27 protein-coding genes and 2 pseudogenes are annotated in these 24,500 nt (G+C 52.4%); 20 read left to right on the forward strand and 9 right to left on the reverse strand.

What is annotated here, in order from left to right:
* Positions 1 to 66 precede the first annotated feature (66 nt).
* Both AAFN83_RS02510 and AAFN83_RS02515 read right to left on the reverse strand, forming a co-directional pair.
* Positions 67 to 1,644 (reverse strand): response regulator, encoded by a 1,578-nt coding sequence (locus tag AAFN83_RS02510; protein WP_347766789.1) that lies wholly within the window; start codon positions 1,642 to 1,644, stop codon positions 67 to 69.
* Positions 1,645 to 1,669: 25 nt separating this feature from the next.
* Complete coding sequence (locus tag AAFN83_RS02515; RefSeq protein ID WP_347766791.1) at positions 1,670 to 3,415, reverse strand: sensor histidine kinase; 1,746 nt, start codon at positions 3,413 to 3,415, stop codon at positions 1,670 to 1,672.
* A gap of 172 nt (positions 3,416 to 3,587) precedes the next feature.
* Here AAFN83_RS02515 and AAFN83_RS02520 point away from each other — a divergent pair, with 172 nt between their 5' ends.
* Both AAFN83_RS02520 and AAFN83_RS02525 read left to right on the forward strand, forming a co-directional pair.
* Positions 3,588 to 4,352, forward strand: a complete 765-nt coding sequence (locus AAFN83_RS02520; RefSeq protein ID WP_347766793.1) for a metallophosphoesterase family protein — start codon at positions 3,588 to 3,590, stop codon at positions 4,350 to 4,352.
* On the forward strand, positions 4,349 to 4,921 hold the full coding sequence (locus tag AAFN83_RS02525) for a histidine phosphatase family protein (protein ID WP_347766795.1): 573 nt from the start codon (positions 4,349 to 4,351) through the stop codon (positions 4,919 to 4,921). The genes AAFN83_RS02520 and AAFN83_RS02525 overlap by 4 nt, the downstream gene beginning before the upstream one ends.
* A 33-nt stretch (positions 4,922 to 4,954) precedes the next feature.
* On the opposite strand, the gene AAFN83_RS02530 is transcribed toward AAFN83_RS02525, so the two are convergent.
* Entirely contained in the window at positions 4,955 to 5,422 is a 468-nt protein-coding gene (locus AAFN83_RS02530; RefSeq protein WP_347766796.1) for a GNAT family N-acetyltransferase, read from the reverse strand.
* A gap of 460 nt (positions 5,423 to 5,882) precedes the next feature.
* Here AAFN83_RS02530 and AAFN83_RS02535 point away from each other — a divergent pair, with 460 nt between their 5' ends.
* Complete coding sequence (locus AAFN83_RS02535; RefSeq protein WP_347766798.1) at positions 5,883 to 6,809, forward strand: phosphotransferase enzyme family protein; 927 nt, start codon at positions 5,883 to 5,885, stop codon at positions 6,807 to 6,809.
* A gap of 15 nt (positions 6,810 to 6,824) precedes the next feature.
* On the opposite strand, the gene AAFN83_RS02540 is transcribed toward AAFN83_RS02535, so the two are convergent.
* From AAFN83_RS02540 to AAFN83_RS02550, 3 genes are all read right to left on the reverse strand, one after another.
* Positions 6,825 to 7,154: an antibiotic biosynthesis monooxygenase family protein gene (locus AAFN83_RS02540; RefSeq protein ID WP_347766800.1), complete on the reverse strand. Its 330-nt coding sequence runs from the start codon at positions 7,152 to 7,154 to the stop codon at positions 6,825 to 6,827.
* Positions 7,155 to 7,201: 47 nt separating this feature from the next.
* Positions 7,202 to 7,741 (reverse strand): GNAT family N-acetyltransferase, encoded by a 540-nt coding sequence (locus AAFN83_RS02545; RefSeq protein WP_347766802.1) that lies wholly within the window; start codon positions 7,739 to 7,741, stop codon positions 7,202 to 7,204.
* A gap of 191 nt (positions 7,742 to 7,932) precedes the next feature.
* Complete coding sequence (locus AAFN83_RS02550; RefSeq protein WP_347766804.1) at positions 7,933 to 8,364, reverse strand: Imm63 family immunity protein; 432 nt, start codon at positions 8,362 to 8,364, stop codon at positions 7,933 to 7,935.
* A gap of 175 nt (positions 8,365 to 8,539) precedes the next feature.
* Here AAFN83_RS02550 and AAFN83_RS02555 point away from each other — a divergent pair, with 175 nt between their 5' ends.
* From AAFN83_RS02555 to AAFN83_RS02605, 11 genes are all read left to right on the forward strand, one after another.
* Positions 8,540 to 9,133 (forward strand): GNAT family N-acetyltransferase, encoded by a 594-nt coding sequence (locus AAFN83_RS02555; protein WP_347766805.1) that lies wholly within the window; start codon positions 8,540 to 8,542, stop codon positions 9,131 to 9,133.
* Entirely contained in the window at positions 9,130 to 9,723 is a 594-nt protein-coding gene (locus AAFN83_RS02560) for a GNAT family N-acetyltransferase (protein WP_347766807.1), read from the forward strand. Before AAFN83_RS02555 ends, AAFN83_RS02560 begins: the two co-directional genes overlap by 4 nt.
* 254 nt (positions 9,724 to 9,977) lie before the next feature.
* Positions 9,978 to 10,427, forward strand: coding sequence for a hypothetical protein (locus AAFN83_RS02565; RefSeq protein WP_347766809.1), 450 nt, complete (start codon positions 9,978 to 9,980; stop codon positions 10,425 to 10,427).
* 59 nt (positions 10,428 to 10,486) lie between these two features.
* Positions 10,487 to 11,416 carry a GNAT family N-acetyltransferase gene (locus AAFN83_RS02570; protein ID WP_347766810.1) on the forward strand — a complete coding sequence of 310 codons (930 nt, stop codon included), beginning with the start codon at positions 10,487 to 10,489 and terminating at the stop codon, positions 11,414 to 11,416.
* Positions 11,417 to 11,517: 101 nt separating this feature from the next.
* Positions 11,518 to 12,081, forward strand: coding sequence for an RNA ligase 1 family protein (locus AAFN83_RS02575; RefSeq protein ID WP_347766812.1), 564 nt, complete (start codon positions 11,518 to 11,520; stop codon positions 12,079 to 12,081).
* A 172-nt stretch (positions 12,082 to 12,253) separates the two neighbouring features.
* Positions 12,254 to 13,312, forward strand: coding sequence for a selenide, water dikinase SelD (selD, locus tag AAFN83_RS02580; protein ID WP_347766813.1), 1,059 nt, complete (start codon positions 12,254 to 12,256; stop codon positions 13,310 to 13,312).
* 23 nt (positions 13,313 to 13,335) lie between these two features.
* Positions 13,336 to 14,400: a tRNA 2-selenouridine(34) synthase MnmH gene (mnmH, locus tag AAFN83_RS02585; RefSeq protein ID WP_347766815.1), complete on the forward strand. Its 1,065-nt coding sequence runs from the start codon at positions 13,336 to 13,338 to the stop codon at positions 14,398 to 14,400.
* A gap of 113 nt (positions 14,401 to 14,513) precedes the next feature.
* The gene (locus AAFN83_RS02590) at positions 14,514 to 15,155 is read left to right on the forward strand and encodes an MBL fold metallo-hydrolase (RefSeq protein ID WP_347766817.1); all 642 of its coding nucleotides are present in this window, start codon (positions 14,514 to 14,516) and stop codon (positions 15,153 to 15,155) included.
* 23 nt (positions 15,156 to 15,178) lie between these two features.
* The gene (locus tag AAFN83_RS02595; protein ID WP_347766819.1) at positions 15,179 to 15,976 is read left to right on the forward strand and encodes a hypothetical protein; all 798 of its coding nucleotides are present in this window, start codon (positions 15,179 to 15,181) and stop codon (positions 15,974 to 15,976) included.
* A gap of 45 nt (positions 15,977 to 16,021) precedes the next feature.
* On the forward strand, positions 16,022 to 16,510 hold the full coding sequence (locus AAFN83_RS02600) for an NUDIX hydrolase (RefSeq protein ID WP_347766821.1): 489 nt from the start codon (positions 16,022 to 16,024) through the stop codon (positions 16,508 to 16,510).
* A 24-nt stretch (positions 16,511 to 16,534) separates the two neighbouring features.
* On the forward strand, positions 16,535 to 16,951 hold the full coding sequence (locus tag AAFN83_RS02605) for a hypothetical protein (protein WP_347766823.1): 417 nt from the start codon (positions 16,535 to 16,537) through the stop codon (positions 16,949 to 16,951).
* A gap of 30 nt (positions 16,952 to 16,981) precedes the next feature.
* Here the strand turns inward: AAFN83_RS02605 and AAFN83_RS02610 are convergent, their stop codons facing one another.
* Positions 16,982 to 17,881, reverse strand: coding sequence for a DUF1848 domain-containing protein (locus tag AAFN83_RS02610; RefSeq protein ID WP_347766824.1), 900 nt, complete (start codon positions 17,879 to 17,881; stop codon positions 16,982 to 16,984).
* Positions 17,882 to 17,966: 85 nt separating this feature from the next.
* Here AAFN83_RS02610 and AAFN83_RS02615 point away from each other — a divergent pair, with 85 nt between their 5' ends.
* From AAFN83_RS02615 to AAFN83_RS02635, 5 genes and pseudogenes are all read left to right on the forward strand, one after another.
* A complete protein-coding gene (locus AAFN83_RS02615) occupies positions 17,967 to 19,202 on the forward strand; it encodes a helix-turn-helix domain-containing protein (RefSeq protein WP_347766826.1) in 1,236 nt (411 codons plus the stop codon).
* Positions 19,203 to 19,330: 128 nt separating this feature from the next.
* Entirely contained in the window at positions 19,331 to 21,004 is a 1,674-nt protein-coding gene (locus AAFN83_RS02620; RefSeq protein ID WP_347766828.1) for an ABC transporter transmembrane domain-containing protein, read from the forward strand.
* The gene (ybaK, locus tag AAFN83_RS02625; protein ID WP_347766829.1) at positions 20,925 to 21,422 is read left to right on the forward strand and encodes a Cys-tRNA(Pro) deacylase; all 498 of its coding nucleotides are present in this window, start codon (positions 20,925 to 20,927) and stop codon (positions 21,420 to 21,422) included. Before AAFN83_RS02620 ends, ybaK begins: the two co-directional genes overlap by 80 nt.
* A pseudogene (locus tag AAFN83_RS02630) lies at positions 21,419 to 21,922 on the forward strand (N-acetyltransferase family protein); the annotation flags it as partial. The gene ybaK and the pseudogene AAFN83_RS02630, both read left to right, overlap by 4 nt.
* A gap of 96 nt (positions 21,923 to 22,018) precedes the next feature.
* Positions 22,019 to 22,486 (forward strand): annotated as a pseudogene (locus tag AAFN83_RS02635) (class I SAM-dependent methyltransferase); the annotation flags it as partial.
* A 57-nt stretch (positions 22,487 to 22,543) separates the two neighbouring features.
* Here AAFN83_RS02635 and AAFN83_RS02640 read toward each other — a convergent pair.
* Together AAFN83_RS02640 and AAFN83_RS02645 are read right to left on the reverse strand one after the other, a co-directional pair.
* Positions 22,544 to 22,954: a hypothetical protein gene (locus AAFN83_RS02640; RefSeq protein ID WP_347766830.1), complete on the reverse strand. Its 411-nt coding sequence runs from the start codon at positions 22,952 to 22,954 to the stop codon at positions 22,544 to 22,546.
* Between the two features lie 136 nt (positions 22,955 to 23,090).
* Positions 23,091 to 23,600, reverse strand: coding sequence for a hypothetical protein (locus AAFN83_RS02645; RefSeq protein WP_347766831.1), 510 nt, complete (start codon positions 23,598 to 23,600; stop codon positions 23,091 to 23,093).
* A 232-nt stretch (positions 23,601 to 23,832) separates the two neighbouring features.
* Here AAFN83_RS02645 and AAFN83_RS02650 point away from each other — a divergent pair, with 232 nt between their 5' ends.
* On the forward strand, positions 23,833 to 24,447 hold the full coding sequence (locus AAFN83_RS02650; RefSeq protein ID WP_347766832.1) for a hypothetical protein: 615 nt from the start codon (positions 23,833 to 23,835) through the stop codon (positions 24,445 to 24,447).
* Positions 24,448 to 24,500: the final 53 nt, after the last annotated feature.

Raw genomic sequence — 24,500 nt, forward strand, 5'->3', positions numbered from 1 at the left:
GATCCTTGCTTTGCCAAGGTAAGAAAAAGCAACCCGGTCGCGAGGACCGGGTTGCCGAAAACCGAATCATATGCGCTGCTTCTTTCGGTATTCTCCAGGTGACATGGCCATCGTCTGCTTGAATTGCCGATTGAAGTAAATGATGTTCTTGTAGCCGACCTGCTCCGCAATTTCATAGATCTTGAGGGCGGGGTCCATGAGCAGCGCGCAGGCTCGCTTCATGCGCAGCTCATTCAGGTAGTCGCTGAACAGGATGCCCGTCTCCAGCTTGAACAGCTGACCGAGGTAGTTGGGGGTAAAGTTGAAGTGAGCAGCTACCTCGTTCAGGGTGATCTTCGTGTCGAGCCGCTCCTCCACGTATTGGGTGATGTTGTCGATGAGCTTGCGCTTCTGCCGCTGCTTCTTCAAGTACAGCAGCTCCGACAGCTCGAAGAAGCGGCGGCGAAGCCAAGAGACAATGTCCTGCACGGTTTCGTATTGAAACAGCATGGAGGACTGCTCGGCATCCCAGTTTAGGATTTCGTAAAGATGCTCGTTCATTTGGAGCAGGTCTGCATGAAGCTTGGAGGTCATGCGAATGATGAGGTCATAGATGTCGTTCTTGCCCGTGAGCGGATTTTCGCCGCCGAACAGCTCGTGCAGGCAATCGTCGATGGTGACCAGGTCATAGTCGAGCATGGCCTTGAGCATCCGATCGACCTTCTCCTCCAGGTTCGGGGCGATGGGCTGCTTCGGCACCCATTCCTTGGCATCCTCGATCACGCGGTTCTTGCCGACGATCCACTTGATGCTGAGCGCCGCTTGGGCTTGCCGGTACGAATCGCGGAGCTGCGACGGCTCGGCGGCGGGCTTGCCCGTTCCGATCGTAAGGGTATAAGAGAAGCGGAGGCTGAATGCTCGGATCAGCTCCTGCAAGGGCGCGGCTACCCGCTCTTTGTTTTCGTTCACGAGGAGGATGAAGTGATAGTCGTAGCTTCTCACCACGGTACCCAGATGATGAGTAGCGGCAAACCCGTGAATGAAGTCCGTCATTGACGACTTCAATCGGCGCTGCTCTTCCTCTGATAGCTCCTTCATTTTCCATGCCAGGTCATCGATTTCAAGCAAGGCGACGGTAAGGCCGTCTTCGAGCATCGGCCCCAGGAAACCGTGGACATGGAACTCCGCCTGTTCGGACGTTTCTTCATTCAACCAGCGAAACAGGAGCTCCTGGTTCACAAGCGACAGCGTCTCGGAAAGGGCCTGGTCTTGGGCACGCTCCTGGGCGATCTTGCTTGTAAGCTCCTGGAGCATAGAGTTCAGCTCCTCATCATCCACCGGCTTGAGGAGGTACCCGTACGCGTTCATCTGGATCGCTTCCTTCGCATAAGCGAAGTCCTGATGACCGCTAATGAACACGACATGGATCCGCGGGGCCAGCTCCTTGGCCTTCCGGGCAAAATCCATTCCAGACATGATCGGCATCCGAATGTCCGTGAGCAGGATATCGATCGGTTTTTGCTCCATGAGCTTAAGAGCGGCAAAGCCGCTGGATGCGGTCATCACCTGACAGTTCGCCAGGAGGGGGTTGCTGGCTACCCGCCTTCGAAGCCATTCCAAATCGACGGCTTCATCATCCACCAATAAAAGGTTCAATGCGATCATGCTTCTTCACTCCACCTTGGTTTCTTCAGGCATTCTCATGCAATTCTTCGTCCGACACCGGCAATAGAAGGCGAACTGTGGTCCCAGCGCCGTAAAGGCTTCGGACTTCAATGCCGTACTCCGAGCCATACCTTAGCTTGATGCGTTCTTCCACGTTTTTCACTCCGTAGCCGCTCGATTCTCTGGAATCGGCCACTCCTCTGGCGATCCGGCGCAGCGTGTCGCCGCCCATTCCAATGCCATTGTCGATCACTTTGAGCTCCAGTTTATCTTCGATTCGCTTGCCGGTGATGCGAATGGCGATGGTCTCTCCGAACCAAGCGTGCTTGAAGATGTTTTCCACAAAGGGCTGCAAAATGAGCTTGATGACCGGAAGCGGCCGGATCTCCGGATCGATGTCGAAGGAGACGGTGAAGGCTCCGGCATATTTAACCCGTTGGATTTCCAGATAAGCTTCCACCTGCTCCAATTCCTTATCCAGAGGGATGACCAGTTGTCCCCCGCTCAAGGTAAGGCGATAAAAGCGAGACAGCGCCTGAACCATCTGCGTCACCTTCTGCACCTCACCGAGATTGGCAAGGCTTCCAATGGCGGACAGCGTATTGTAGAGGAAGTGCGGGCTGATCTGCGATTGCAGGGCGTCAAGCTCCGCTTGCTTCTTCTGTTGGCCCTGCTCATAGACATCATGGATCAAAAGCTCAATGCTGGTCGCCATCTGGTTGAAGGAGTTCGCGATATGGACGAACTCATCGTTGCCCTGGAACTCCATCCGCTTGTCCAGGTTGCCGTCCTTGAACGAGCGAACCAGCTTGAGGATACGCTTCATCTTCTTGCCCGACAAGCGCGCTACGATGAGGCCGATGCCCGCCATCACGACGAAGCTGATCCCGCAGATGGCGACGATGAGGCCCTGCAACCGGGAGGCGTCCTTGTTCAGGTAGCTGTGCGGAACCAGTGCTTCCATGACAAAGCCGGTACCCGGCATGTCTTCTTCAATGCTCAGGTAGTCGGAGGAATCGCTTTCGGATTCCTTGAGGGCATGGCCCTTCTCAAACAGGATGCGTCCTTGATTGTCGAACAAGCGGAGGCGCATCCCTTGCTCGAAGGGGAAGGTATTGTTATTGGTGTTGAGCAGCTCGTCCAGGCGAGCGGTTACCTGCACATAGCCGATCACGGTCGGTCCCGCTCCCGAGGTGACCAGCTTGCGGAAGTGCGACAGATTGCCAAGCACTTTGTCGGTTCCCAATTGAATCCATAGGTTGTCCGCATTCGCTCCCTGCAGATAACGGAACCAATCCGTATCCATGATCCGAGAATAATTCAGAACGTAATAGTCCCTTCGTTTAATGGGCGTGGTCATGTCGTCGCCCGGAACTTCCAGGATCTCTTCATTTACCGTATAGAGGGCAAGCCGCAGGTTGTTGCCGATTAAGAGCAGAGGACCTTTCATCTGAGGAACGATGTTATCCCGAATGTTCAGCATGACATCGCGCTGATTGCCTGAAAATTGCAGGGCCGATTGTAGCGACAGGCTGCTAAAGAGAGTATCGGACATGCGCTGGACCTCGTCCATCTGGTACGTCATGTTGTTGCTCGTCTGCTTCACCAGCGTGCGGATGTTGGTTTCGGCCATTTCCGTCCGGGATTCCACCAGCATGGTGTAGGAGATGTACCCAATCAGAAGGTCCGTCAGGAGAACCAGGATGAGGTACGGAATCATGATTTTATAGGTAAAGGGGATAAACCCTCGATTCCACCTATTTCGCCTCACGCCGGCGCCACCTCGTTTTCGTCAAGAGCTTTCTTCACTATAACAGAAAAAGCGACACGGTTTCATCCGGTTCGAAGCGTTCGTGAATCAGAAGTCCTTTGCACCAGAAGAGGGATCAGGTAAAATAAGGGAAACGTTTTGCCGGATGGGCAGAACGATGGGAGGCTACTACGTGGATCACATTGCCGTCATCTCGGATCTTCATGGAAATGTACCCGCCCTTGAGGCGGTGCTTGATGATATACATGCGAGAGGAATTTCTAGAATTCTCTGTCTTGGCGACCTGGTGGGAAAGGGACCGAATTCAGATCGCACCCTCGACCTTGCCCGAGAGAACTGCGAGAAGGTGATCCGCGGCAATTGGGATGATTTCCTTCCCAAAGAGAGCGATCAAGAGGTCATCCGTTGGCATCAGCAAGTACTCGGCAAGGAACGGCTGCTCTATCTGGAGTCGCTGCCGAATGTTATCGAGTTCTACATGAGCGGCCGCTTCATCCGATTGTTCCATGCTTCGCCTCGAAGCTTGTATGAACGGGTCCAGCCTTGGGATGAAGAGGAGATCAAGAAGTCGCTCTTTGGTCCCTGTGTGTGGGAGAGTACCCTCGACCTGCCGCAGATAGTCGGGTATGGAGATATTCACCAAGCTTATCTCGACCAAGTGGAGGGCGGACGGATGCTCTTCAATACGGGGAGTGTCGGCAACCCGTTAGATCTACCTCAAGCTTCTTACGTCATCCTGCATGGTGAGGAGGATCGGCGAACGGACGGCCTGTTCGGGATGGAGTTTGTCCGCATTCCCTACGACATTGAGCAGGCTGTGCAACAGGCGGTGGACTCCGGCATGCCGCAACTGGAGGACTATGCGGCCGAGCTCCGCACTGCGGTGTACCGAGGACTCCGAAACGGACAAGTGACGAAACGAGGGAAGAGCAAGTGACCACCACTCTCTATTTCATCCGCCACGCGGAGTCTGATGCTACGGTTCGGGAGGAAGAAATCCGGCCGCTCACGCCAAAAGGCACTGAGGATGCGAAGAAGCTTGCGAGGTTCTTCTCGGCCCTCGAATTGAATGAGGTGTATGCCAGCCCCTATCAGCGAACCGTCGACACGGTTCAAGGTGTGGCGGATGCGCATGGGCTGACCGTTCACCTTCACGAAGGACTTCGAGAGCGGCGTGTAGGCAGTTGGGTGGAGGATTTCATGAGTTATGCACATCAGCAGTGGGGCGACTTCCGCTACAAGCTTGCAGAAGGAGAATGCCTGGAGGACGTGCAGAGGCGAAACCTCGCCGCGCTGGATGAGATTCTTCATCGTCATGAAGGAAGGACCGTCGTGATCGGCACACACGGCACCGCGCTCTCGACGATCCTTCATCATTACGATCCGGGCTATGGCTGGGAAGGCTTCTGCCGGATCGTGAATCGGATGCCTTATGTGATTCGGCTCCGTTTCGAGGGACACCAGCTTATGGAGATGCGGGAGCTGGAATGGGAATCCGGCTGTTGAGCATCCGATAGGAGTTTCGATAACACCGCTTGATTACTCGGTTAATACCTTTTCCATGCAGATGCTGGAATCACAGCATCGGTATTCACCATAGCGGGGGATATGGGCGTATCCCAGCTTCTCATACAGGCGCACAGCTTCGGGCTGGCCCTCGCCAGTCTCCAATCTCATGATTCGTATCTGCTGCTCGAGTGCCAGTCTCTCCAGCTCGGCGATCAGCTTGGAGGCCAACCCTCGATTGCGAAACTCCGGATCGACGAAGATTCGCTTCAACTCCGCCATCTCCTCACCCAGGGGCTTGTACGCTCCGCAAGCAACCGGCTGCTCTCCCAGATAAGCCATCAAGAAGAGAGTCTCCTCAATGTGCGGATCGGAAAAGTCGAGGACAAAGATCTCTTCTGGCGGATAGACGCTCTGCAGGTAGAGGTCGAGCTTGTCGATGAGCTGATGCAGGTCTTCATTTTGCGGGGAGACTCGTCTCCACTCCAGGTTTGCCGTCATGCGAGATCATCCTCTCCTAGGAATAATGGAATTAACAATAAGGGATGAGACGAGAAGAAGCAAGTACATATGTGGGGTTCATAATCTCATTCGATCCAACGATATATCTAATCAATTCGAACCTTGTTAGTTGGGAAAGCAGGCACCCGTTCATGAAAGCATGGTTAATTGTTCTTCATTCCTTTTATTCCATCTTGCTGGTACCATGGTTTTTCATCTTAGTACTCTCCATAATGGCATTTGATAATGGGTTTTCCCTTTGGGGAATTGGTGTGATGATTCTTGTGTTTGTGTACCCTATTGCCGTGGTCGTATGTTGCGTTTTTTCATGGAAGTATCTCAAGACGATGAAGCCAATCTCAATGCTATTCCTAAATGTGGTTCCTTTTTTGTGGATTCTATCTTTTGCTCTACTCATATTCTTCTTCTAGAACTATCAATCGAAAAAGGCGATGAAGCGATGCAACCATCGGCACAACTTTTGGAACAACTCAATACCACCTATTCTATTACCTTCGACAGCCTTGCTTTTCTGCGAGAGGGAGGCTGCCGGTCTTATCTGGCTGCCGATGGAACCCAGCGTTATTTTCTTAAGGAGGTTCCTCCTGTTTTCTGGGACACGATAAAGCAATCCCTCGATATTCTGGTCTATTTGGCGGGAAAAGGGCTCTCTGTACCCCCCGTTCTTCTCGGTAACGGCGGCTTGCCTTATCTGGAGATGAAGAGGGAGGAAGAGCGCCAGCTCTATGCTTTGTTCGGCTATGTGGAGGGCAGGGAACCGGAGGAAGGCGAGGAGCTTGAGGAAATCGGCCGCTTGATCGGGAAGCTCCATGCGGCAATGGAAGGGTACCCGAACAAGCTGACGGAGCGCGGCAAGCCGTTCTTCATCGAACGGTACCTATCCATTCTGGAGAAAAAGAACATATCCGAATCCAAGCTTGCCCAATTTCGTGAATATGGCAATGCGCTGTGGGAGCGGGTCAAGGATTTGCCTCGCGGGTACTGCCACGGGGATTTGCATCGGGGGAATCTGCTTCGAACAGATGATGGGAACCATGTGGTTCTGGATTTCGATACCTCCTGCACCGCTTACGCCAGCTTCGATGTCATGACGTTCTGCGACCATACCAACTATTTTCAATATGAACCGGAAGGCTATGCCCGAACGATGGAGGCATTGGAGCGGTTTCTCCAGGGCTACACGAGGGAGAGAGCCTTCACGGACGAGGAATACCGAGCCATTCCCGACTGGATCGCCATTCGCCATTATCAGCTGCAGGCGACCATCATCGAGGTGTTCGGTCTGGATTGCGTAGATGAAGCTTTTGTGGAAGAACAGCTGGAGTGGCTGTTGAGCTGGAGAGAGCAGTGCAGTCGTTCCAGATGAAAGCTTCGAAACGGATCAGGGAGCGGCTTGGTAGCCGTACTCTCGCTCAACCCTGCAAATTCTCGTTTTGTAACGAGAGTACCATTCGGCGATGCCCATCTGCTGTGCAAGGAGGTGCCTCTCATTTTGTTTCCATTGGTGAATCGCTTCAAGAGAATCCCAATAGGATACCGTTATGCCGACGCTCTCCCGTGCACTTTCGACTCCCAGGAACCCGGGCTGACTTGAGGCGAGCCTCACCATTTCCTCTGCCATTTCGCCATAACCGCGATCTCCTTCCGTTCGCTCTGAAGTGAAGATTACCGCATAGTAAGGGGGTTGCGGGGTTTGGGCAATATCGCTCATAGAAACCTCCCGTTTTATAAAAAAAGTTGAAATTCCGCAAGGCCAGGTTAGTCGTTCGGATTGAGGATCGCCAATACTTGATGATCTTCCCATTTGCCGTTGATCTTCACGTTCTTTTGGGCAATCCCCTCCTTATGAAAACCCGCTTTCTCCAACACGCGGATGGAGGCAAGATGGTGGGGCATTACGCCAGCTTCTATTCGATGCAGGGTTAATTCGTTGAACCCGTAATTGACGATTAATTGAACCGCTTCGGTTGTGTAGCCTTTTCCGTTCTGGCTTTTGTCCAACACATAGCCAACGATCGCACTCTGGAGCGCCCCTCGCATCACATGAAAAAGGTTAATCGATCCAATTAGCGCATGGTCGTCATTTCGGAAGATACCAAACTCGTAGGCGTTGTCCTTTTGCATCGATTCGTTGTAGCCTTTTATTCTGTCAACCTGACCTTCTATGGTGTAAAAATCGCGGGTACGCGTCGAGGAGTACTTTTCGAAGAAATCTCGGTTGTCGCTATGCAAGCGGAGGCTCGCCCCAGCATCGTCGATCTGGAACGGCCTTAGATAAATCCGCGGTCCTTTCAGCATGAACCCATCCCCAGTCTGTTTATTTGAGTCGAAGTGGCTCTCGTGTCCTGTCGAGTTTCAACTCGATCTTGCAGGATCTAGCAGAAAAAACGAAAATCCTACTCTTCACCCATGGAAAAATCTGATATGCTGGAAGAGAACGCCTGTAATGGAAGGTTCGAGAGCATGAGGAGGACGTCTGGACAAAGACACTAGAGAAACTGTTTTCCGGCCCGGTGCCATTCATCGAAGACGCCGCCGATTCGGGTAAAGGCTTCATCGATGGTTTCTCGAACCTCTTTTTTGATTTCCGGCGTAAAAAGAAGGCGACTGGTCGGGCTATCCGCCTTGTATTTGTCCATCAAGTAGAGGTAAGCCGATTCGTAAATCAACTGCTCCAGGAGGACATAGAGGACTTCTTCTACTTGCTCCGTGTGCCATTCGCGGATCAAAACTCCCCGTTCATGAATCCGTACGGTGTAGCCATTGGGTTCTACGTGGAAAAAAGGAACCATGTCCGTATAAAGGTTCTTGTTAAATGCAGCACTTGCCATGTTCTGCAATGTTTCGAATGGCAGAGAAGTGGATTTCAAGATTTCCAATAGCCGTGTGATCAGCTCTTGTTGGGTGAGAATGGTCAGCAACGAATATCATCCTTTCCGTGAGGTGACTGATTGCATTATACCGACTATCAACGGATAAAAATAGGACCCTTCGGTCGGTTGGACGGTTTGAGAAAACCAATAGAGTCAAAAATTCTCTTTTCTTCCTGGCTCCAAAGAGGAACAATTACGGTATGAAGGAGGAGGAGGAATGAACATGAAAGAGATAAGCTACGATCATTATTTTTGGCAGGATGATGTAATTCGATTGCGCGCTATTAAGAACGAAGATTGGGAGGGGCATTACTACAATCGGTTCGATACGCCGGGACGGCGCTTGGTGGATTGCGAAGTTGAATTACCGCCGACGATTGCCGAAGCCAAGCAGTTTGCAGAAAAGTTCATCGACTTTTCACCGGGAACGGGGCGTATCATGTTTACGGTTGAGACCCTGAACGGGGAGAATGTCGGGGGGGTAAACCTGAACAGCATAGACGAGAGAAACGGGACGTTCGGGATCGGCATCCAAATGGATCGCGATCACAGAGGCAAGGGGTATGGAACCCGGGCCATGCGAATCCTGCTCCGCTATGCCTTCTTGGAACGCAGGCTAAACAAATTTAATGTCGGCGTTTTGGAAGGGAATGAGGGTTCCGCCACGATGATGAGAAAGCTGGGATGTATCCAGGAAGGGGAGCAGCGCCAAGTGATTTATATGGACGGCCGGTATTCCAGCATGCTCCTGTTTGGCTTAACCAAAGATGAATTTGTCGAGCATGAGAAAAATAGGGTAGAGGCGTCTTGTTTATGAAGCCCATACATATCGGAACACAACCGTTGGAAACGGCGAGGTTGCAATTAAGGGCGTTCCGTTTGGAAGATGCCCAGGACATGTTCATGAACTGGATGAATGACAAGGAAGTTCAATCAAACTATGGGGAGCCCGTTTATGAAACAATAAGCTCCGTGCAAGAGATTGTAAGGCAGTGGATCTCTTCCTATTCCCATGATGATTTTTATAGATGGGCGATCCTCTTGAAGGAGACGAACCAGGTCATGGGTCAGATTGCATTTTGCGAGGTTAATCGGAATCACCACTATGCGGATCTCGAATATTGCATCGGCGCCCGCTTTCAAGGCAAGGGCTATGCTACGGAAGCCGTGGATGCCGTCATTCGGTATACCTTCGAAAAAACCGGATTGAACCGATTGCAAGCCTTTCATAGAGGAAACAACTTGCCATCCGGCAGTGTATTGCGTAAATCCATGCTAAGGTACGAGGGGACATTACGGGAATCTTTCTTTTATCCCGACCAAAAGGCTTATGATGATCGCGTTTATTACGCACTAGTTAAGTCGGATTACCACACTATGGCAGAGAAGGACGAGAGCGGACGATGAATCATTTCAAAGAATCACTGAAGAAGGGAATTCTCCTTTCCCTTTTGATTGGATTAGCCGGTTGCTCGGCAACCAAACCGAATCAGGGGATTACGGCAAACTCAGCAGAACCTACCAGTGGGTCAACAACTACACCGAGCGCTTCTTCCCTGGCTTCGCCTTCTGCCAGTCCGGTAAGTACGTCGTCTAGCTTGCCATCAAGCACACCTTCCCTTGTGGAGGGCCATACCCTTTCCGAATCCGATGCAATCGAGTTGATCAAGTCCAAGCTGTCGGATGAAGTCATGCAGCGGTCGTCGTTGCGCGTGAACGGAACGGATGAGCAGGGAAACTATGTCGTTACCCAATCGAATTCAGCAACGACAGAAGTTATGGAATGGTATCATGTGAATCCCGCCACGAATGAGGTTACTTGCGAAATCCTTGCAGACCTGTGTCTGGAAAAGGAGGAATCGGTCGCATCTACGGAACCCAGCGAGTTGACGCCTGACCAGAGCAAGGCTCTCCAGCTTGCGAAAGAGTATGCGAAACAGAACCTGGGACCGGGCTATGTGGAAGACAGTACCTTTATCTCGTTTGACCATGAAGAGGAGGGGAAACTGGTATTTCAAGTGTATAACCTTGGGGCCGGAGGGACCCAAACGCTGGATTGGTTAACCGTTGATTTGGATTCGAACAAGGTAACGGGGATGTTTAAGAAATAGCCTTCCAAGCGAAGGCGAGAATGTTGAGCAGGCAGGGTTAGGGGGAGTTCAGGCTGGAGATGGATCGATTGTTTAAGGATCAGCCCATTCTAGTTACGGAGCGGCTTATCTTGCGCAGATTGGATATTCAGGATGCAGAGGATTACCATGTCTTGTCATCGGACCCAGAGGTCTGCACCTATTTAAAGAAAGGGCCTCATATAAGCATGGAGGAAACCCTGCAATTTTTGGAGTCCGCGAGCGCTAAGATTTCGTCGAGAACAGCTTATAATTGGGGCATCGTGAATAAAGCAAGCGCGAGAATCGTTGGCAGAGTCCTCCTCTTTGGATTCGATGATGAGAATGACAGCTGTGAGATCGGATATGTCCTTTCGAAAGAGCATTGGAAGAAAGGGATTATGACAGAGGCGGCAAGGACCGTGCTGAATTTCGCTTTTCATAAATTAGGGGCCAACCGAGTAATTGCGAGATGCAATGAAGAAAATCGTGGCTCTGAGAAGGTAATGCAAAAGCTTGGAATGCAACTTGAAGGAGTCCTCAGAGAACAGCTCAAATGGAAAGATCACTATATTCATCAAAAGCAGTACGCCATTATAAAGAGAGACTTTGAGCCGGAATGTAACGATTTCGAAGGCGGTGTTCCTGTGGCAGAGCTTTTTCCGAACGAAATCATGAATCTCCCGGAGGCGGACATCCCCTTGCAAGGATTGAAAGCCTATCTATCCCAAGGAGACGAGCACCAAGTTCTCTTTATGCAGTTTGACGAGGCGGCTGAAATCCCCGAGCATTCGCATGAAAGCCAATGGTGCGTCGTGCTGGAAGGGGAAATCTTGATCACCATGAACGGAGAGACGAGCCTTTACCGAAAAGGAGATCGTTACTACGTTCCAAAAGGAGTCGTGCATTCAGCAAAAATTGCTGCGGGCTATGCAGACATCTCCTTCTTTCATGAAAAGGAGCGCTACAAGAGCAAGCAAACGGGTTCGTAGTCGTTGCCCGTAAGTACGTGTTATGGGAGATTGAACGCAGGCATCACTTCTGGTGTGGGCTCGGGGGATTCGAAAAATCTTGAACCCCGGAGGTTGATCGTATGCGTAAGATTAAAACCGTTTTTCAGAGAGACGAAAGAACCAGGAAAGTGGTAAATGTTTTGGATGTTGCGTTTGACTTTTCCACAGCCGTCGCAACAGAAAAGGTGGACGGCACCAATGTTCGGGTAACGGTGCGAGCAGGAGAAGTTGTGCGGCTTGAAAAGAGAAGAAATCCTTCCAAGGCTCAAAAAGCGAAGGGAATTCTGGAACCTTGGTATGTAGATGCCAACCCCAATGATCCATTAGATAAATGGATTTTTGAGGCACTCAAAGGGACGGATACTTCCGGTATACCGGATGGAGAGCATTCCGCTGAGGCAGTTGGAGTGAATATTCAGGGGAATCCACTTAAGCTGGATGGAAACCGGTTGTTTTTCTTCTCCATTCAGGGCGAACGGGAAAACGTAACATTCGAGAACGTCCCGACCGACTTTGAGGAACTTTCGGCTTGGCTGAAACAACAAACCTCGTTATTTTCCGGTAATGACTCTCTCATTGAGGGAATCGTATGGCACGGGAGCAATGGGGATATGGTTAAGATCAAAGCAAAAGACTTCAAGTGATTACTGAATAACAAAGGTAGTTAGTTGAAGTGGCTTGTCGTTCGATCTCCTTTAAGACTTGCTTACGGAGGAAGGCTCCTTATTTGATTCCTCCTAGCCTTTCCAGTACGATTAGGAAAAAGCACGGGATGCTCTTGTGTGCTAATTATTCGTACGGGAGGATGGTTTGAATATGAGCAGCGAACAGGAAATCAAGCTGACCTCATTCTCTAGCAAGGGGGGCTGCGGGTGCAAGATTGGGCCTGGTGACCTGAGGCAAGTGCTTCGGAACTTACCGCCGACGGAGGCCAATCCCAACCTTCTGGTTGGGTTGGATACCAGTGATGACGCCGGTGTCTATAAACTCAGCGATGATCTGGCCATTGTCCAGACGGTTGATTTCTTCACTCCCATCGTGGATGATCCCTATTCCTTCGGTCAGATCGCGGCGGCCAATGCGATAAGCGACGTCTACGCCATGGGAGGAAAGCCTCTCACCGCTCTTAATATCGTGGCGTTCCCCATTGCGACGCTCGATAAATCGATTTTGTCGGAGATTCTGAGGGGAGCCGCGGACAAAGCCAAGGAAGCCGGTGTCACCCTAGTGGGGGGGCATTCCATCGACGATAAGGAGCCCAAGTTCGGAATGGCCGTAACGGGAACCGTCCATCCAGACAAGATCCGTACCAACGCAGGCGCGCAGGTGGGGGATCGACTGATTCTTACGAAACCGATCGGTGTGGGCATCATGACGACCTCCATTAAGAAAGGACTGTTGTCTCCAGATGAAATCGCTCGCGTCACGGGTGTGATGGCTGCGTTGAACAAAACAGCAGCTGAAATCATGGAGAAGTATGACGTACATGCCTGCACGGATGTAACGGGCTTCGGCTTGCTTGGACATGCCCTGGAGATGGCTTCAGCAAGCCAAGCCGTGATCTCCCTTTCCTATGAGGCGGTCCCCGTCTTGCCCCGAACGAGGGAGCTTGCGGAGCTGGGTAGTGTGCCGGGCGGAACGAAGAACAATTATGCGTATATCCAGGAGAACGTGACCTTCCCCGAGACCATGGATCAGATCGATCAGTGGATTCTGTGCGATGCGGTTACCTCCGGCGGGTTGCTCATCTCGGTTTCGAATGAGGATGCCGAATCCCTGCTGGCAGAGCTAAGGGCTTCCCATGTGGAGGCAAGCCTGATCGGAGAAGTGACCGAAATTTCAAGAGGACATATCAACGTTATTTATTCAACATAGGAAAAGACAGGAGAGTCACAGCGATGCTTCAAGAGCTGACACTGGCACAATGGAGAATACTGAAGGATCGCGGAGAACTCGTAACCGTTGATGTGCGGTCTCCTTCCGAATTTCACTCCGCCACCATTCCCGGAAGTGTGAATATTCCCATCTTTGACGACGAGGAACGGGCGGAGGTAGGGACCTTGTATGCTCAGGTCAGTGTAGAGGCTGCCAAAGAGCGAGGTCTGGAATTGGTATCGGCCAAGCTTCCGCGCTTCATCAAGGAATTCTCAGCCCTGCCAGGGAAGAAGGCGGTGTTCTGCTGGCGAGGCGGAATGCGCAGCAAGACAACGGCTACTTTGCTCAGCTTGATGGGGATGTCTGCCTACCGGTTGAGCGGCGGGTATCGCGCTTACCGGCAATGGGTCGTCCAGCAGCTCCAGCAGATGGAATACCGACCTCGGCTTGTGGTTCTGCATGGGAATACGGGCTCTGGAAAGACAGAAATCCTTCGTCGGTTGCAAGCAAAGGGGTTTCCCGTCATCGATTTGGAGGCAATGGCAGGCCATAGAGGCTCGGTGTTCGGAGACATTGGCATGCAAGCGCATAACCAGAAAATGTTTGATGCCCTTCTGTACGAGCAAATGTGGAGCACTCGGGAGCAAGCGGTGGTCGTCCTGGAGGCGGAGAGCAGGCGCATCGGGAAAATCGTTCTCCCCGACCTGTTGGTGAAGCAAAGAGAAGAGGGGCTCCCCTTGTCTATCGAGCTTCCGATTCAGGCTCGTGTTCAACAAATCTTGAAGGATTATCAGCCCTGGGAGCATCCGAACGAATGTCACAAGGCTTTTCAATTGATCCGATCGAGAATTCATACTCCCGTTGCTCGTGAAATTCAAGATGGCCTGGACAAGGGGGAATACGAACACGTGGTGGAATTGCTTCTTCTTTCTTATTACGACCCGAAATATACCCACGCGAGCCTACAATCGGGCAAAGAACCCCATTGTACGATTCAGGCTCAAACGGTTGAAGAGGCGTTCCAGCAAACGGAGCAATTCCTTGAGAAGGCGATTATCCAGCAACGGAAAGAACGGAAAAAGGGCTAGCTTCCCATTCGACCCGACCTAAGAGATGAGCGATCTTGGGGCGGGTCGTGTCGTAAGCACGGATTATCTCGAAGAAGATGAGAGACAGCAAGGCGTTGGGAGAGTGGCAAAAGATGAAAATAACGAAAATTCAGAACCGGAATGTGGTATTTACTTTCCACACTGATTTTGACCAGAATGTTCATCTGATCAAAGGAACCACATATAACTTCATCATTGACACAGGGCTTGGTCAAGCGTGCATGGAGCCCGTTCTGGATTACTTAGGAACAGACAGCAAACCGATTATTGTCGTGAACACACACCATCACTGGGATCATATCTGGGGAAACGGTTCGTTTCGGAACCCGATCCTTGTCTCACACAGGCTATGTAGAGAGTTGATTCAAGAGAAATGGGATGAAATGCTTGGAAAGTATGGACAGTACTCGATGGGAAAGGTGGTACAAGTGCTGCCTACCCTGGTGTTTGAGAATGAGCTGTATTTTCCAGAAGACCGGGTAAGGCTGTTTTATACACCCGGACATACGATCGACTCGATCAGTGTTTGGGATGAAGAAGAGCATGTTCTCAATGTTGGAGACAACATCGGAGATTCTGCGGATGCTATTGTACCGAGTATCTATACAAGCAAGGAGATCTACAAGGACACGATTTTAAAGTATAGAGACGTGGAAGCCAACACCTGGGTTTCCGGCCACAACGGGATTTGTGAAAAAGAAGTGTTGGAACGGATTCTAGCGGAACTTAACTAAGCTAATTAGGAAAGAGGATTGCCATGGGACTGGATGCTTACGTGCAATGCAATTGCGTGAAGGAGGGGAAAGCGAAGGTTCCTCCCTTCGATTCGAGCTTGCTGGAGTGGACGGAGGACGGAATGGACTTGTCGGAATCGGCTGATGATGAAACCTACCATCTTTATTTAAAATGGCGGGAAGAGGCCTGTGAGCATGAAGACTTTTACTATTATTATGATCGCGTTGCCAACGCGTGGGGTTCGAACTTCTTAATCGGAGCGATGGAACGACTGGGGCGAGCCGATTTTCCGCTCTTCCAGACGATGTTCAATGCCTCATTCCCCACCGAACAGGCGAAGGAAGCGTTGAAGCAACTGGATCATTGGGAATCGCGAATCGGGGAGCTCAAGGGAATCTTTCTCCTGGAATCGGGCTCTCATGAGGAGTACCAGAAAGCTTTGCTGGGGGATGACCGTTGGTTTTATTCAAACGGTGGTGAATATACCTATCGATTAAGTAATGGAGGGTTTAGTATCGTAGCTCGTGAGGGGCAAGAGCTGTTTTGGTCATCGAATTTTGAGCAGGAGGTCCATATTTCAGAGGAGATCGATCAGCGAAATCGAGTACGAGTTCGTTTTACCGATAAGGAAACGGGAAAGGCCCATGAAACGAACCATCCGTTTAGCCGAAAGACATGGGGAGTTGAGGACTTGCACTATCCAACCTCTCTGCATGTGGTCGAGAGAGAGCTCACCAGCACTGATTTTCATTCGCTGGGTGTGTTGAGAAAGCTGCTGCAGGCTTCTCTTCAGACAGGAAACCCCATCATCTGGTCCTGAAAAGTACTCCGTAAGGAGCAATCGATGGAGAGGAACGAGGTTCAAATGAAGACATTTCCGACCCACATCGTGGCTGTATTTGGCGTCATCGAAAATGAGGACCATGACATTTTACTCGTGAGGAGCCGAAACCGGAATGTTTGGATGTTCCCGGGTGGTCAGGTCGAGATCGGTGAGAATTTGATTGACGCGCTGACCCGTGAAACCAAGGAAGAGAGTGACATGGAGATCGCAGTGGATCAATTGTTCTGCGTTTCTTCCAACACCTGCACTTATCCAGGGTATAATGGGTATGGCGTGATTCCTACGAAAGTGGTGATGGGGTTTACCTGCCGCTACTTAAACGGACAGTTTCAAGAGTCCGACGAAACCACCGAATCTCTTTGGGTGCCGAGAGAGAAGGTGCTGGACCTGTTGGTTGCTCCGGATCTTATTGATAAATATAAGGCGTACCTGGACTTTTCGGGGGCGGTGGTCTACCTGGAGTACCGAACCAAACCCGAGTATGACTTGAGACAGAAACGATTTGTATAATGGAGTACAGAAGAAGGAGAGCTCATGATCATTCTTATCGTTACCTTTGTGTTTGCCTTCTGTTTGCTTTTGTTTCTTGGGAATTTCGGAGGTTTTGTGCTGGCATGCCTCGGGTTCTCCTTGTTGGTCGGGTTGTACATAAAAGCAGGGGATATTCTCCGGGACTTGAAAGCGATCAAAGCGGTGCTCAACGTCCCGGAAGTCGACGAGAATGTGAACTCGGGCTATGTTTCTCCGACTGAGATCGAGAAAGCGGCCCTTGTTGCAGGCGAGGAAAGCTTCTTGGAGAAGGAAGAGTTCAGCCAGACAGAGGATCCGAGCCTCACACCCGAGGAAAGGGAACGGCTCCAGAAGCTGAATGATGAGATCGAGCTGGAGCTGGAAAGCCTCGTCCAGGATGATTCTATCGAGAAGAAACCGTCCGACCCCAAAAAGCCCTAAGTATTCGATACGCTGCCTTATGAAGGCAGGCTACTGCCGCTCGGTGACGCGATCCCCTTCTTCCAGATTGCCAAACAAAAAGGGAGAAAAAGGATCATGGCTCGCATGGCGAGCGGCGGCTATCGCTTGGCTCGCATTGGCGTAACAATAGAGGCACTGGTGCGGGCATGTGTCATAGGCGCCGAGATCGACGGACGGGAGGCACTGACAGCCTGCCCGTTGGTTATTGTCCTTGCGCGGGGTGATCTCCCGCCCAAGGATCGCGGACAAGAGCATCGGATCGATGCAGCTGCCGCTTGCAACACCGAGCTCGCGATAGTCCTCCGGCTCGGAGCAGGCTTCAATCCGCAAGCCGAAGCTTCTTGCGATCTGCGCCAGCTCTCCAGCAAGCTCACGGCGCTCCTCGGCATCCGGTGGCCTTATGCCGAGGCCGTTCGTATTGCGCTTCGTCTTGGCATATTCGTCGAGGTAGCTGATGACGACCTTCCCGGTGTAGGGGTGAAGCACTTCAGCCATGTGACGGAAGGCGTCGAGATGAAACCGGATGGAATAAGCGGGAGAGAGCAGGATCGGGTCATAGCGCCAAACCGTGCGGTGAGCGCCGATCAGCTGCGCCAATCGAATGAAGGAGGCAAGGATCGTCTTCTTGTCGGGAAGAGCCTGCTCGATGTCCCGGCCGTAAGGGGTAATCGTCACCTGGGTATAGGAAGGGAACCTCTCTTCCAGGTGTGGAAGAACAGACAAGAACGGCTCCGGGTTTTTCGTCCAAAAGACAAAGGCGTCCACCTTGTCCGGTGTGAGTGGAATCCGGCTGACCTGTCGGCGATTCATCGGGTTTCGCGCGAGCGCGTAGCCCTCCTGAATGCGATGGAGAAGCCACTCTCCATAAAAGGCGGGGATATCCGTTCGACGGCTTGCACTAACGATCATGAGAACCTCCAGCAGGTTTCGGTTAGATAAGATGTACGATCATCATACCATACCAATGGGTCAACAGAGGATTGGGAGGAAGGTCATGGTTCACCAGGAATACCTGATGGTTACGGGAATTGCCATTGGAGCCGAGCGAAGATGGCGGGGAATGAAGCAGGAGGAGCTCGCCGCTTCCATCTGCTCCGAACGAACGCTTCGCGATGTGGAGAAGGGAACACGTCTTGTCAAAGATGCAACCTACGAGCAGCTTTTAACCCGTCTGGGTTATTCCTTTGCCAATTCGCTTGACGCCCTTCTTGAAATCAGTCGGTTGATCGAATGGGTTTATGAATGGGAGGAGGAAGGCTCGGGATGTGTACCCGCAGAGTTGGAGGAAGCACTGACCCGCTTTGAGCCCGGCGGCGATGTAGTTCTCGAACAGCTGCTTAGGATGCTCCTCGGCCTTCTGCACCCGGAACCTTCCAGCAAGCAGGATCGAGCGCTTCTGACCTTCCTGGCGGAAGCTTTTCCTTGTCTACCGCCTGCTCTGCAAGAGCTGAGCCTGCTCTATCGGTTTCACGGGCACACCAACGCGGATGACAGCAGCGGGGTAGAGGAGGCCGTGCGCTTCATGAAGAGCTCCGGCAGGCCCTTTTCCGCGAACATCCTGTGCCGTCTCATTCATATGGCGGATCGCAAGGACTACCTCGCTACCCTGAATGAGCTGGCGATCTGGGAGGAAACATGGACCCGCGAGGCGAAGCTTTTTCCTCTACTGAAGGCCTACGAGTATTCGCTGCTCCCGGTTTGGTACACGACCCCCGCAGACTTTGATGCCCATGTGAAGAAAACCGTCTCCACCCTGAATCAAATTCGGGAACGGGGGTTGCCGCTCACCCGGGAGAAGGAATCCAACAGCCTTTACAACATCGGACTCTCCTGCACGTATGCCAGGAATTATGAGCAGGCGTATCGCCACCTCTCCCGATCCGTCCAGCTGTGGCCGGAGAATCCATTTCTCATGAACAGCATTCTGATGGAGTACACGAGATGCCGGCTGGTTGATCTAGGCCGAGGAGAAGGGCTTGCTTCTCCCGAATTTCGGCTCATTCCCGAGCCGCATCGGTTTCGCGCTGTGTTCCACTACTTTTATTACAAGCAGCAGAAGCTCATGGATGAGCGGGAGCTGCAGGCCTATATTCAAAAAGAACTCATCGAAGACTCGGTCGACGACCAAGGCATCCTGTACCGAGTCATGCTGTATGAGCTGCTGAAGCTGAGCGACGTAACGCATTCTTACTTGCCGCTGAAGGTATGGATTGAATCGGCCGATTGCTGACGATCGGCTTTTTTGCCGTTTTCAAAGCATTACCCCACTGGTCCCTTCATCGGCACAAAACCGGAAAAAGCTGTGCTGGGAGCCGAAATCGCTCTCCTCTATGATGGGGGTAAGGAGGAGAGAGACAAATGAACAAGATGAAATTCCCCGCTATGAAGACGCGCAGCCTGCGCACCTATCCGTTGGAAGTGATCGCTTATGTGGGTGCGAATCTGCTGAGCTTGGGCTTGCCGCTCATGATGGCAACCTTGATTGATCGGGTTCTCTTGCAGGAAGAGGTTAGTCGGCTTGGAAGTTGGTCGTTGATCGCTTTCGGGTTGGCGATTGCAGCAAGCCTGGCGTCCTTCTATTGGATGAGATTCACCCCGGTCAAACGCGGCATTGAGAACACAATCAAGCTGCAGGCAGAATCCCTCAGGCATGTTCTTCGCATGAATGCCCCTTCCTTCGAGAAGAAGGACAAAGGGTATTACTACAATGTGATCATGAACAGCACGGCGAATTATGGTGATATCCATTCCGAGGTGTACCTGCGGTTTGCAGCCAACCTGATCTGCGTGGCGCTTTTGCTCACCGGGGCGCTCGTCTACAAGCCGATGCTTGCGCTGCTTTTTGCACTTTACATTCCCCTGCTGCTCCTGCTGTCCCTATCCCAGAGCCGCAAGCTGTTTCATCTGCAAAAGGACGCCATGGAGAAGCAGGACGGCTGGCTCACCCATTCCAAAAACATCATCGAAAGCAAACGCCAGATCAATGCGCTGCAGGCAGACTCTTATCTGTTGGGTTTGTTTAAGCGCTCCGGGGAAAAGTGGCTTCACCATATCGTGAAGTATCGGTTTCTGGAGTACCTCGTGGAGAATCTTCCCGGCATGCTGACCAGCGGGTACGGGATCGCCTTCCTCGCGATCGGGGCGCGGTCCGTGCTGAGTGGTTCTCTCACCCCAGGAGAGCTGGTGGCGGGCTATCAATACTTGAGCTACCTGGCGCTTCCGGTAGCGGAATGCGCGAACATCCTCATGCGCTGGCGAGCCGGGGGAGAGCATATGCGTCGGGTGGATGAGCTGGAGGAGCTTGCTTTCGTGCCTAAGGATACGGACGGGTTGCCCCGATGCGAAGATGTGCTGTTGCGAGCAGAGCACTTTCATTTGCGCATAGGCTCAGCGCCGGAAGAGAACCTCTATCTCATCGAGAGCCTGTCCCTTGCAAGAAACGAGTATGGCGTGATCAAAGGGGCAAATGGGAGCGGGAAGAGCATGCTGTTCCACCTCATGACCGGTCAGGTGAACCTGGCCCATTCGGATGGAGACTTGTCTCTCTCGGAAGAGCTGGCGGATGCCGCCCAGTTGATGTACCCCTCCTTTTTCCTCGATGGAACGCTTCGAGAGAACCTGTTTGACCGTTCCTTCGATCCTGAGCTCTTGCGCGTGTTGAACATCGATTTTGCCGATAAGGGCATTACCTCTAACCCGGTGAACTTGAGCCTCGGACAGCAGCAAAAGCTCGCTCTCCTGAGGGTCCTGTCGATGGACAAGCCGATTCTGCTGCTGGATGAACCATTTACGAACCTGGACCTTGACACCCAGCGCAATCTCATTCATTATTTTCAGCAAATGAAGGGCAAGAAGACGATTCTGTTCATCATGCACGACGACTCGCTGGATTTCCTCTGCGACCAGGTGCTGGTGATCGAGGATCGCAAATTGAGGGTGAGAAGGGATTTGCATGAGTACGAGTACAGGCAAGACCAATGCCATCCGCATGCTGGACAAGGAAAAGGTGGACTATCAGCTTCACGCCTATGACCCGCAGGATGGGGCGATCGACGGCATCACAGTCGCATCCAAGGTCGGGCAGCCGTTGGAAAAGGTATTCAAGACACTGGTCGCTCATCACGGAAACGAGGGGTTCGTCTTCGTCATTCCGGTAGCGGAGGAGTTGGATTTGAAGAAGGCGGCCAGGGCGGCGGGAGTGAAAAACATCGAGATGCTTCCCGTGAAGGACTTGCTCAAGTGGACGGGGTACATTCGGGGAGGCTGTTCACCGATAGGCATGAAGAAGCTGTACCCGACTTTCCTAGATGAGCGTGCTGAAACCAAGGAGACGATCCTGGTCAGCGCTGGCAAGATCGGCCTGCAGCTCGAGCTGGCACCTCAGGTGTTGATCCAGCTGGTGAAAGCGAAATTCGCGGATGTTCTTAAGAGAGGAGAGGGATCAAGATGACGGAAGCTACCGTAGTGGAATGGAGGGAGCTAGGGGAAGGGCAGGTGGGGGCACTCGCCGATCTGCTGGTCGCTGTTGTTCAGGAGGGAGCATCCGTCGGCTTCCTTCCACCCTTGTCCCAGGAAGCGGCTGTCCGCTATTTTGCAGAGGTTTTGGAAGAGGGCGTGCGGCTGTGGGCTGCGCTGGCCGGAGGGAGCGTAGTTGGTACAGTCCAACTGCAGCTGGCGCTCAAGGCCAACGGCAGTCATCGGGCCGAGATTGCCAAGCTGATGGTTCACCCCGACACACGCGGGAAGGGATTAGGGCGCCGCTTGATGCAGGCCGCCGAACAGGCAGCACGTGAGGAAGGGCGTACCCTGCTCTGTCTGGATACCCGTGAGGGGGACCCATCCAACCGACTCTATCAATCGCTGGGTTATGTGGAGGCGGGGCGAATCCCTCGCTATGCAAGATCAGCAAAGGGGACGCTGACTGGCACGGTTCTCTATTACAAGGAGCTGATCGCGGATGACGATACCTTACTCCGGCTCAGTCGATTGGAGTCCGCGGAGAGAAGAGAGCAGCTTCCTCCTGAGCGCCTGCTTGACTTGCTTGGAGTGAATCCGCAGGATACCGTGCTAGATTTGGGAGCAGGAGGAGGGTACCTCACGCTTCCTGTCGCCCAGAGAACCCAAGCGCCGGTATATGCCGTAGACGCGGAAGAAGCGATGCAAGAGGTTCTCACGCATCGCTCCAAGGAATCGGGACTCTCTCACATTCAAGTACTGGATGGACTGGCCCAAGCCATACCGCTCGCAGACGCTTCCGTCGACAAGGGGATCGCTGCGCTGCTGTTCCACATCCTCGAAGAACCCGCATGCGGGGTGAAGGAGCTGCTGCGGGTGCTGAAGCCGGGCGGCCTCGGTCTTATTGTCGAGTGGGCAGGGCCTCGCCCTGACGGACTTCCAGGGCATCGCCTCTTCGAACCGGAGCTCGGCGAGCTGCTCCAGTCCGAAGGAGCCGTGCTTCTGGACAGCCGCTCCTGGGGAGAGTCGTATTACTCCGTGCTGTTTCGCAAGCCTTGAACAAGAACGCGCGGAGGGGGGGAAGAGTCCCGCTCCGCGCGTTCTTGTTTCACTGCGTTAGAAATGGCCCGTGAACTTTACAATGACGATAATGGGCGTGGTCCCCTTGTTTTGAAGAATGAGCAGATCATACATGGCAGGATCCGCATACCAGTAAGCATAACTGATGGTCTGGGTGGCTACACCTGCAACGTTCTTCATGAGATACTCCTGTCCCTGCCGCAAAAGGGCTCCGCGCCCGGTAAGATCGCTGCTGATCGCCCCAATCTGGGTGATGGTGGCGGTGACCGCTTTTGGATGGCCCCCTGGCGGGTTGAACATGATCGGACGCGTTTCCCCAGGTTCAATGGTGTAGTAGACGTTCGTGTCATAGATGTTCACAACGGAGAGGGCATGGGCGGGACGGCTGAAGCCGAACAAGAGACTTGTGGCAAGTACGACGCAAAAAAACGCTTTCAAAGAACGCATCAAAAACGCCTCCTCGAAAATGGAATAGTAAACTATCGTTTACAAAAATTAGTATAACCCATCTCTCGCATGGAAGTAAATGAGAGAAAGAAAAAGAGTCTGCCTCTTCATGAGGCAGACTCTTTGTTTGATCCGATTACGGCAGGTACTGCTGAACCACCTTCACGACCTTCCCGTCTTTCAAGGTGAGGTGATAGGGGAATACGGTTTGGTCATAGTTCTCCTTATGATCCATAACTTCGACAAACTGGCTGACCGAAATTTCTTCGTTCCATTTGATTTCCTTCGGATTCAGCAGCTGCATCAGCACCTCGGCTTGATCGCTCAGCTCGTAGGTGGTTTCGGTCTTGTCGTCATTGACGATATAGTAGCCGTCAGGCACACCGCCTATTTCGGCGGCTCCTTCCGGATCGCGTTCCGCAAAGATTTTGTTCGCTTCGTCCCCTTGATACCAGGCGATGGGATCTGCCTTCAGAAGCAAGCGGCCGTCCTTGTTCTCTATGGACGAAATGAGAACGGTAATGGTTGTTTCCGGCTCTGCATGGGCTACGGACTTCTTGTTCATCAGGCTGGCTGTGGTTACTGCCGTGAGGACAACGGCCGTGGCCAAACATCCGTAGAGAATTGCTTTTGCTCCCTTTTTCATCTTGCTTCTCCCCTTATAAGCGCTCGCTTGAATCGCGGTCTTCTTGCCTATCCTTACCCCGCAAACAGCTGCTCTAACCTTTATTCTACGTATAAAACGGATGGAAGAGACGAAATGTTTCAAAAAAATTGACGAGTGGAATGAAAAATATTGGCGTGTACCGCTTCCGGATTTAGGGGTTCGTCCTGTAACCGCATTCGTGGTAGAATAGGGAACAAGGAGGAATTCATTCATGTCGCAAAAGGAAAACGAAACACAGCAGGCAACCGAGAAAGAAAAGGCAGAAGCCATCGGAGCGCTGTTTACCCATTGCCGCAATCTGCTGCTTCAGAGCTTTGAAGGCTCCGAGGTAGAAGGTCAGGTCGGCGAGCACCCCCTCTTCGGTCCGCTGTTCATCTTCACGCTGAGGCTGGATTCGAACAGCTATTCCTGTGGATTCCTCGTTGGAGAAGTTGCCCGCACCATGCAGAACAACCCGGAACCCCATGTTTGGCTGTCATCCTTCTTCGTGGATATGGTTCGTCAGGGGACCAGCCGTCCGCTGCCCGCCCAACCGACTTCCGAGGAAGAGAGCAAGGCTTATGTGGAGCAAAAGGTGCTTCCCGTTTGTGCAAACGGAATTCGCGAGGAGTTCCCCGACCGCCAGATTCACCTCGAGGTGGTCATGCACGAGGAATACGGTCCCATTCTGGAAGCCGGCTTCCCGGAATACAAGGATGGCTCCAATACGACAGCCCTTCCGATCCCGTTCCTGTTCACCTTGTATTTGCTGAACCGCGATCCGTCGGAGCCGATCATCGAGGCACTGTATCGCATTTTGGCAGAGCAGCAAGGTGTGAAAGCCTAACCCTTTCCTAACCAAACCAAGCCACGGAACCTTCCTTTTCCGGCCTTCGGGTC

It is taken from the genome of Gorillibacterium sp. CAU 1737 (assembly GCF_039888655.1).
Lineage (GTDB): Bacteria > Bacillota > Bacilli > Paenibacillales > NBRC-103111 > Gorillibacterium.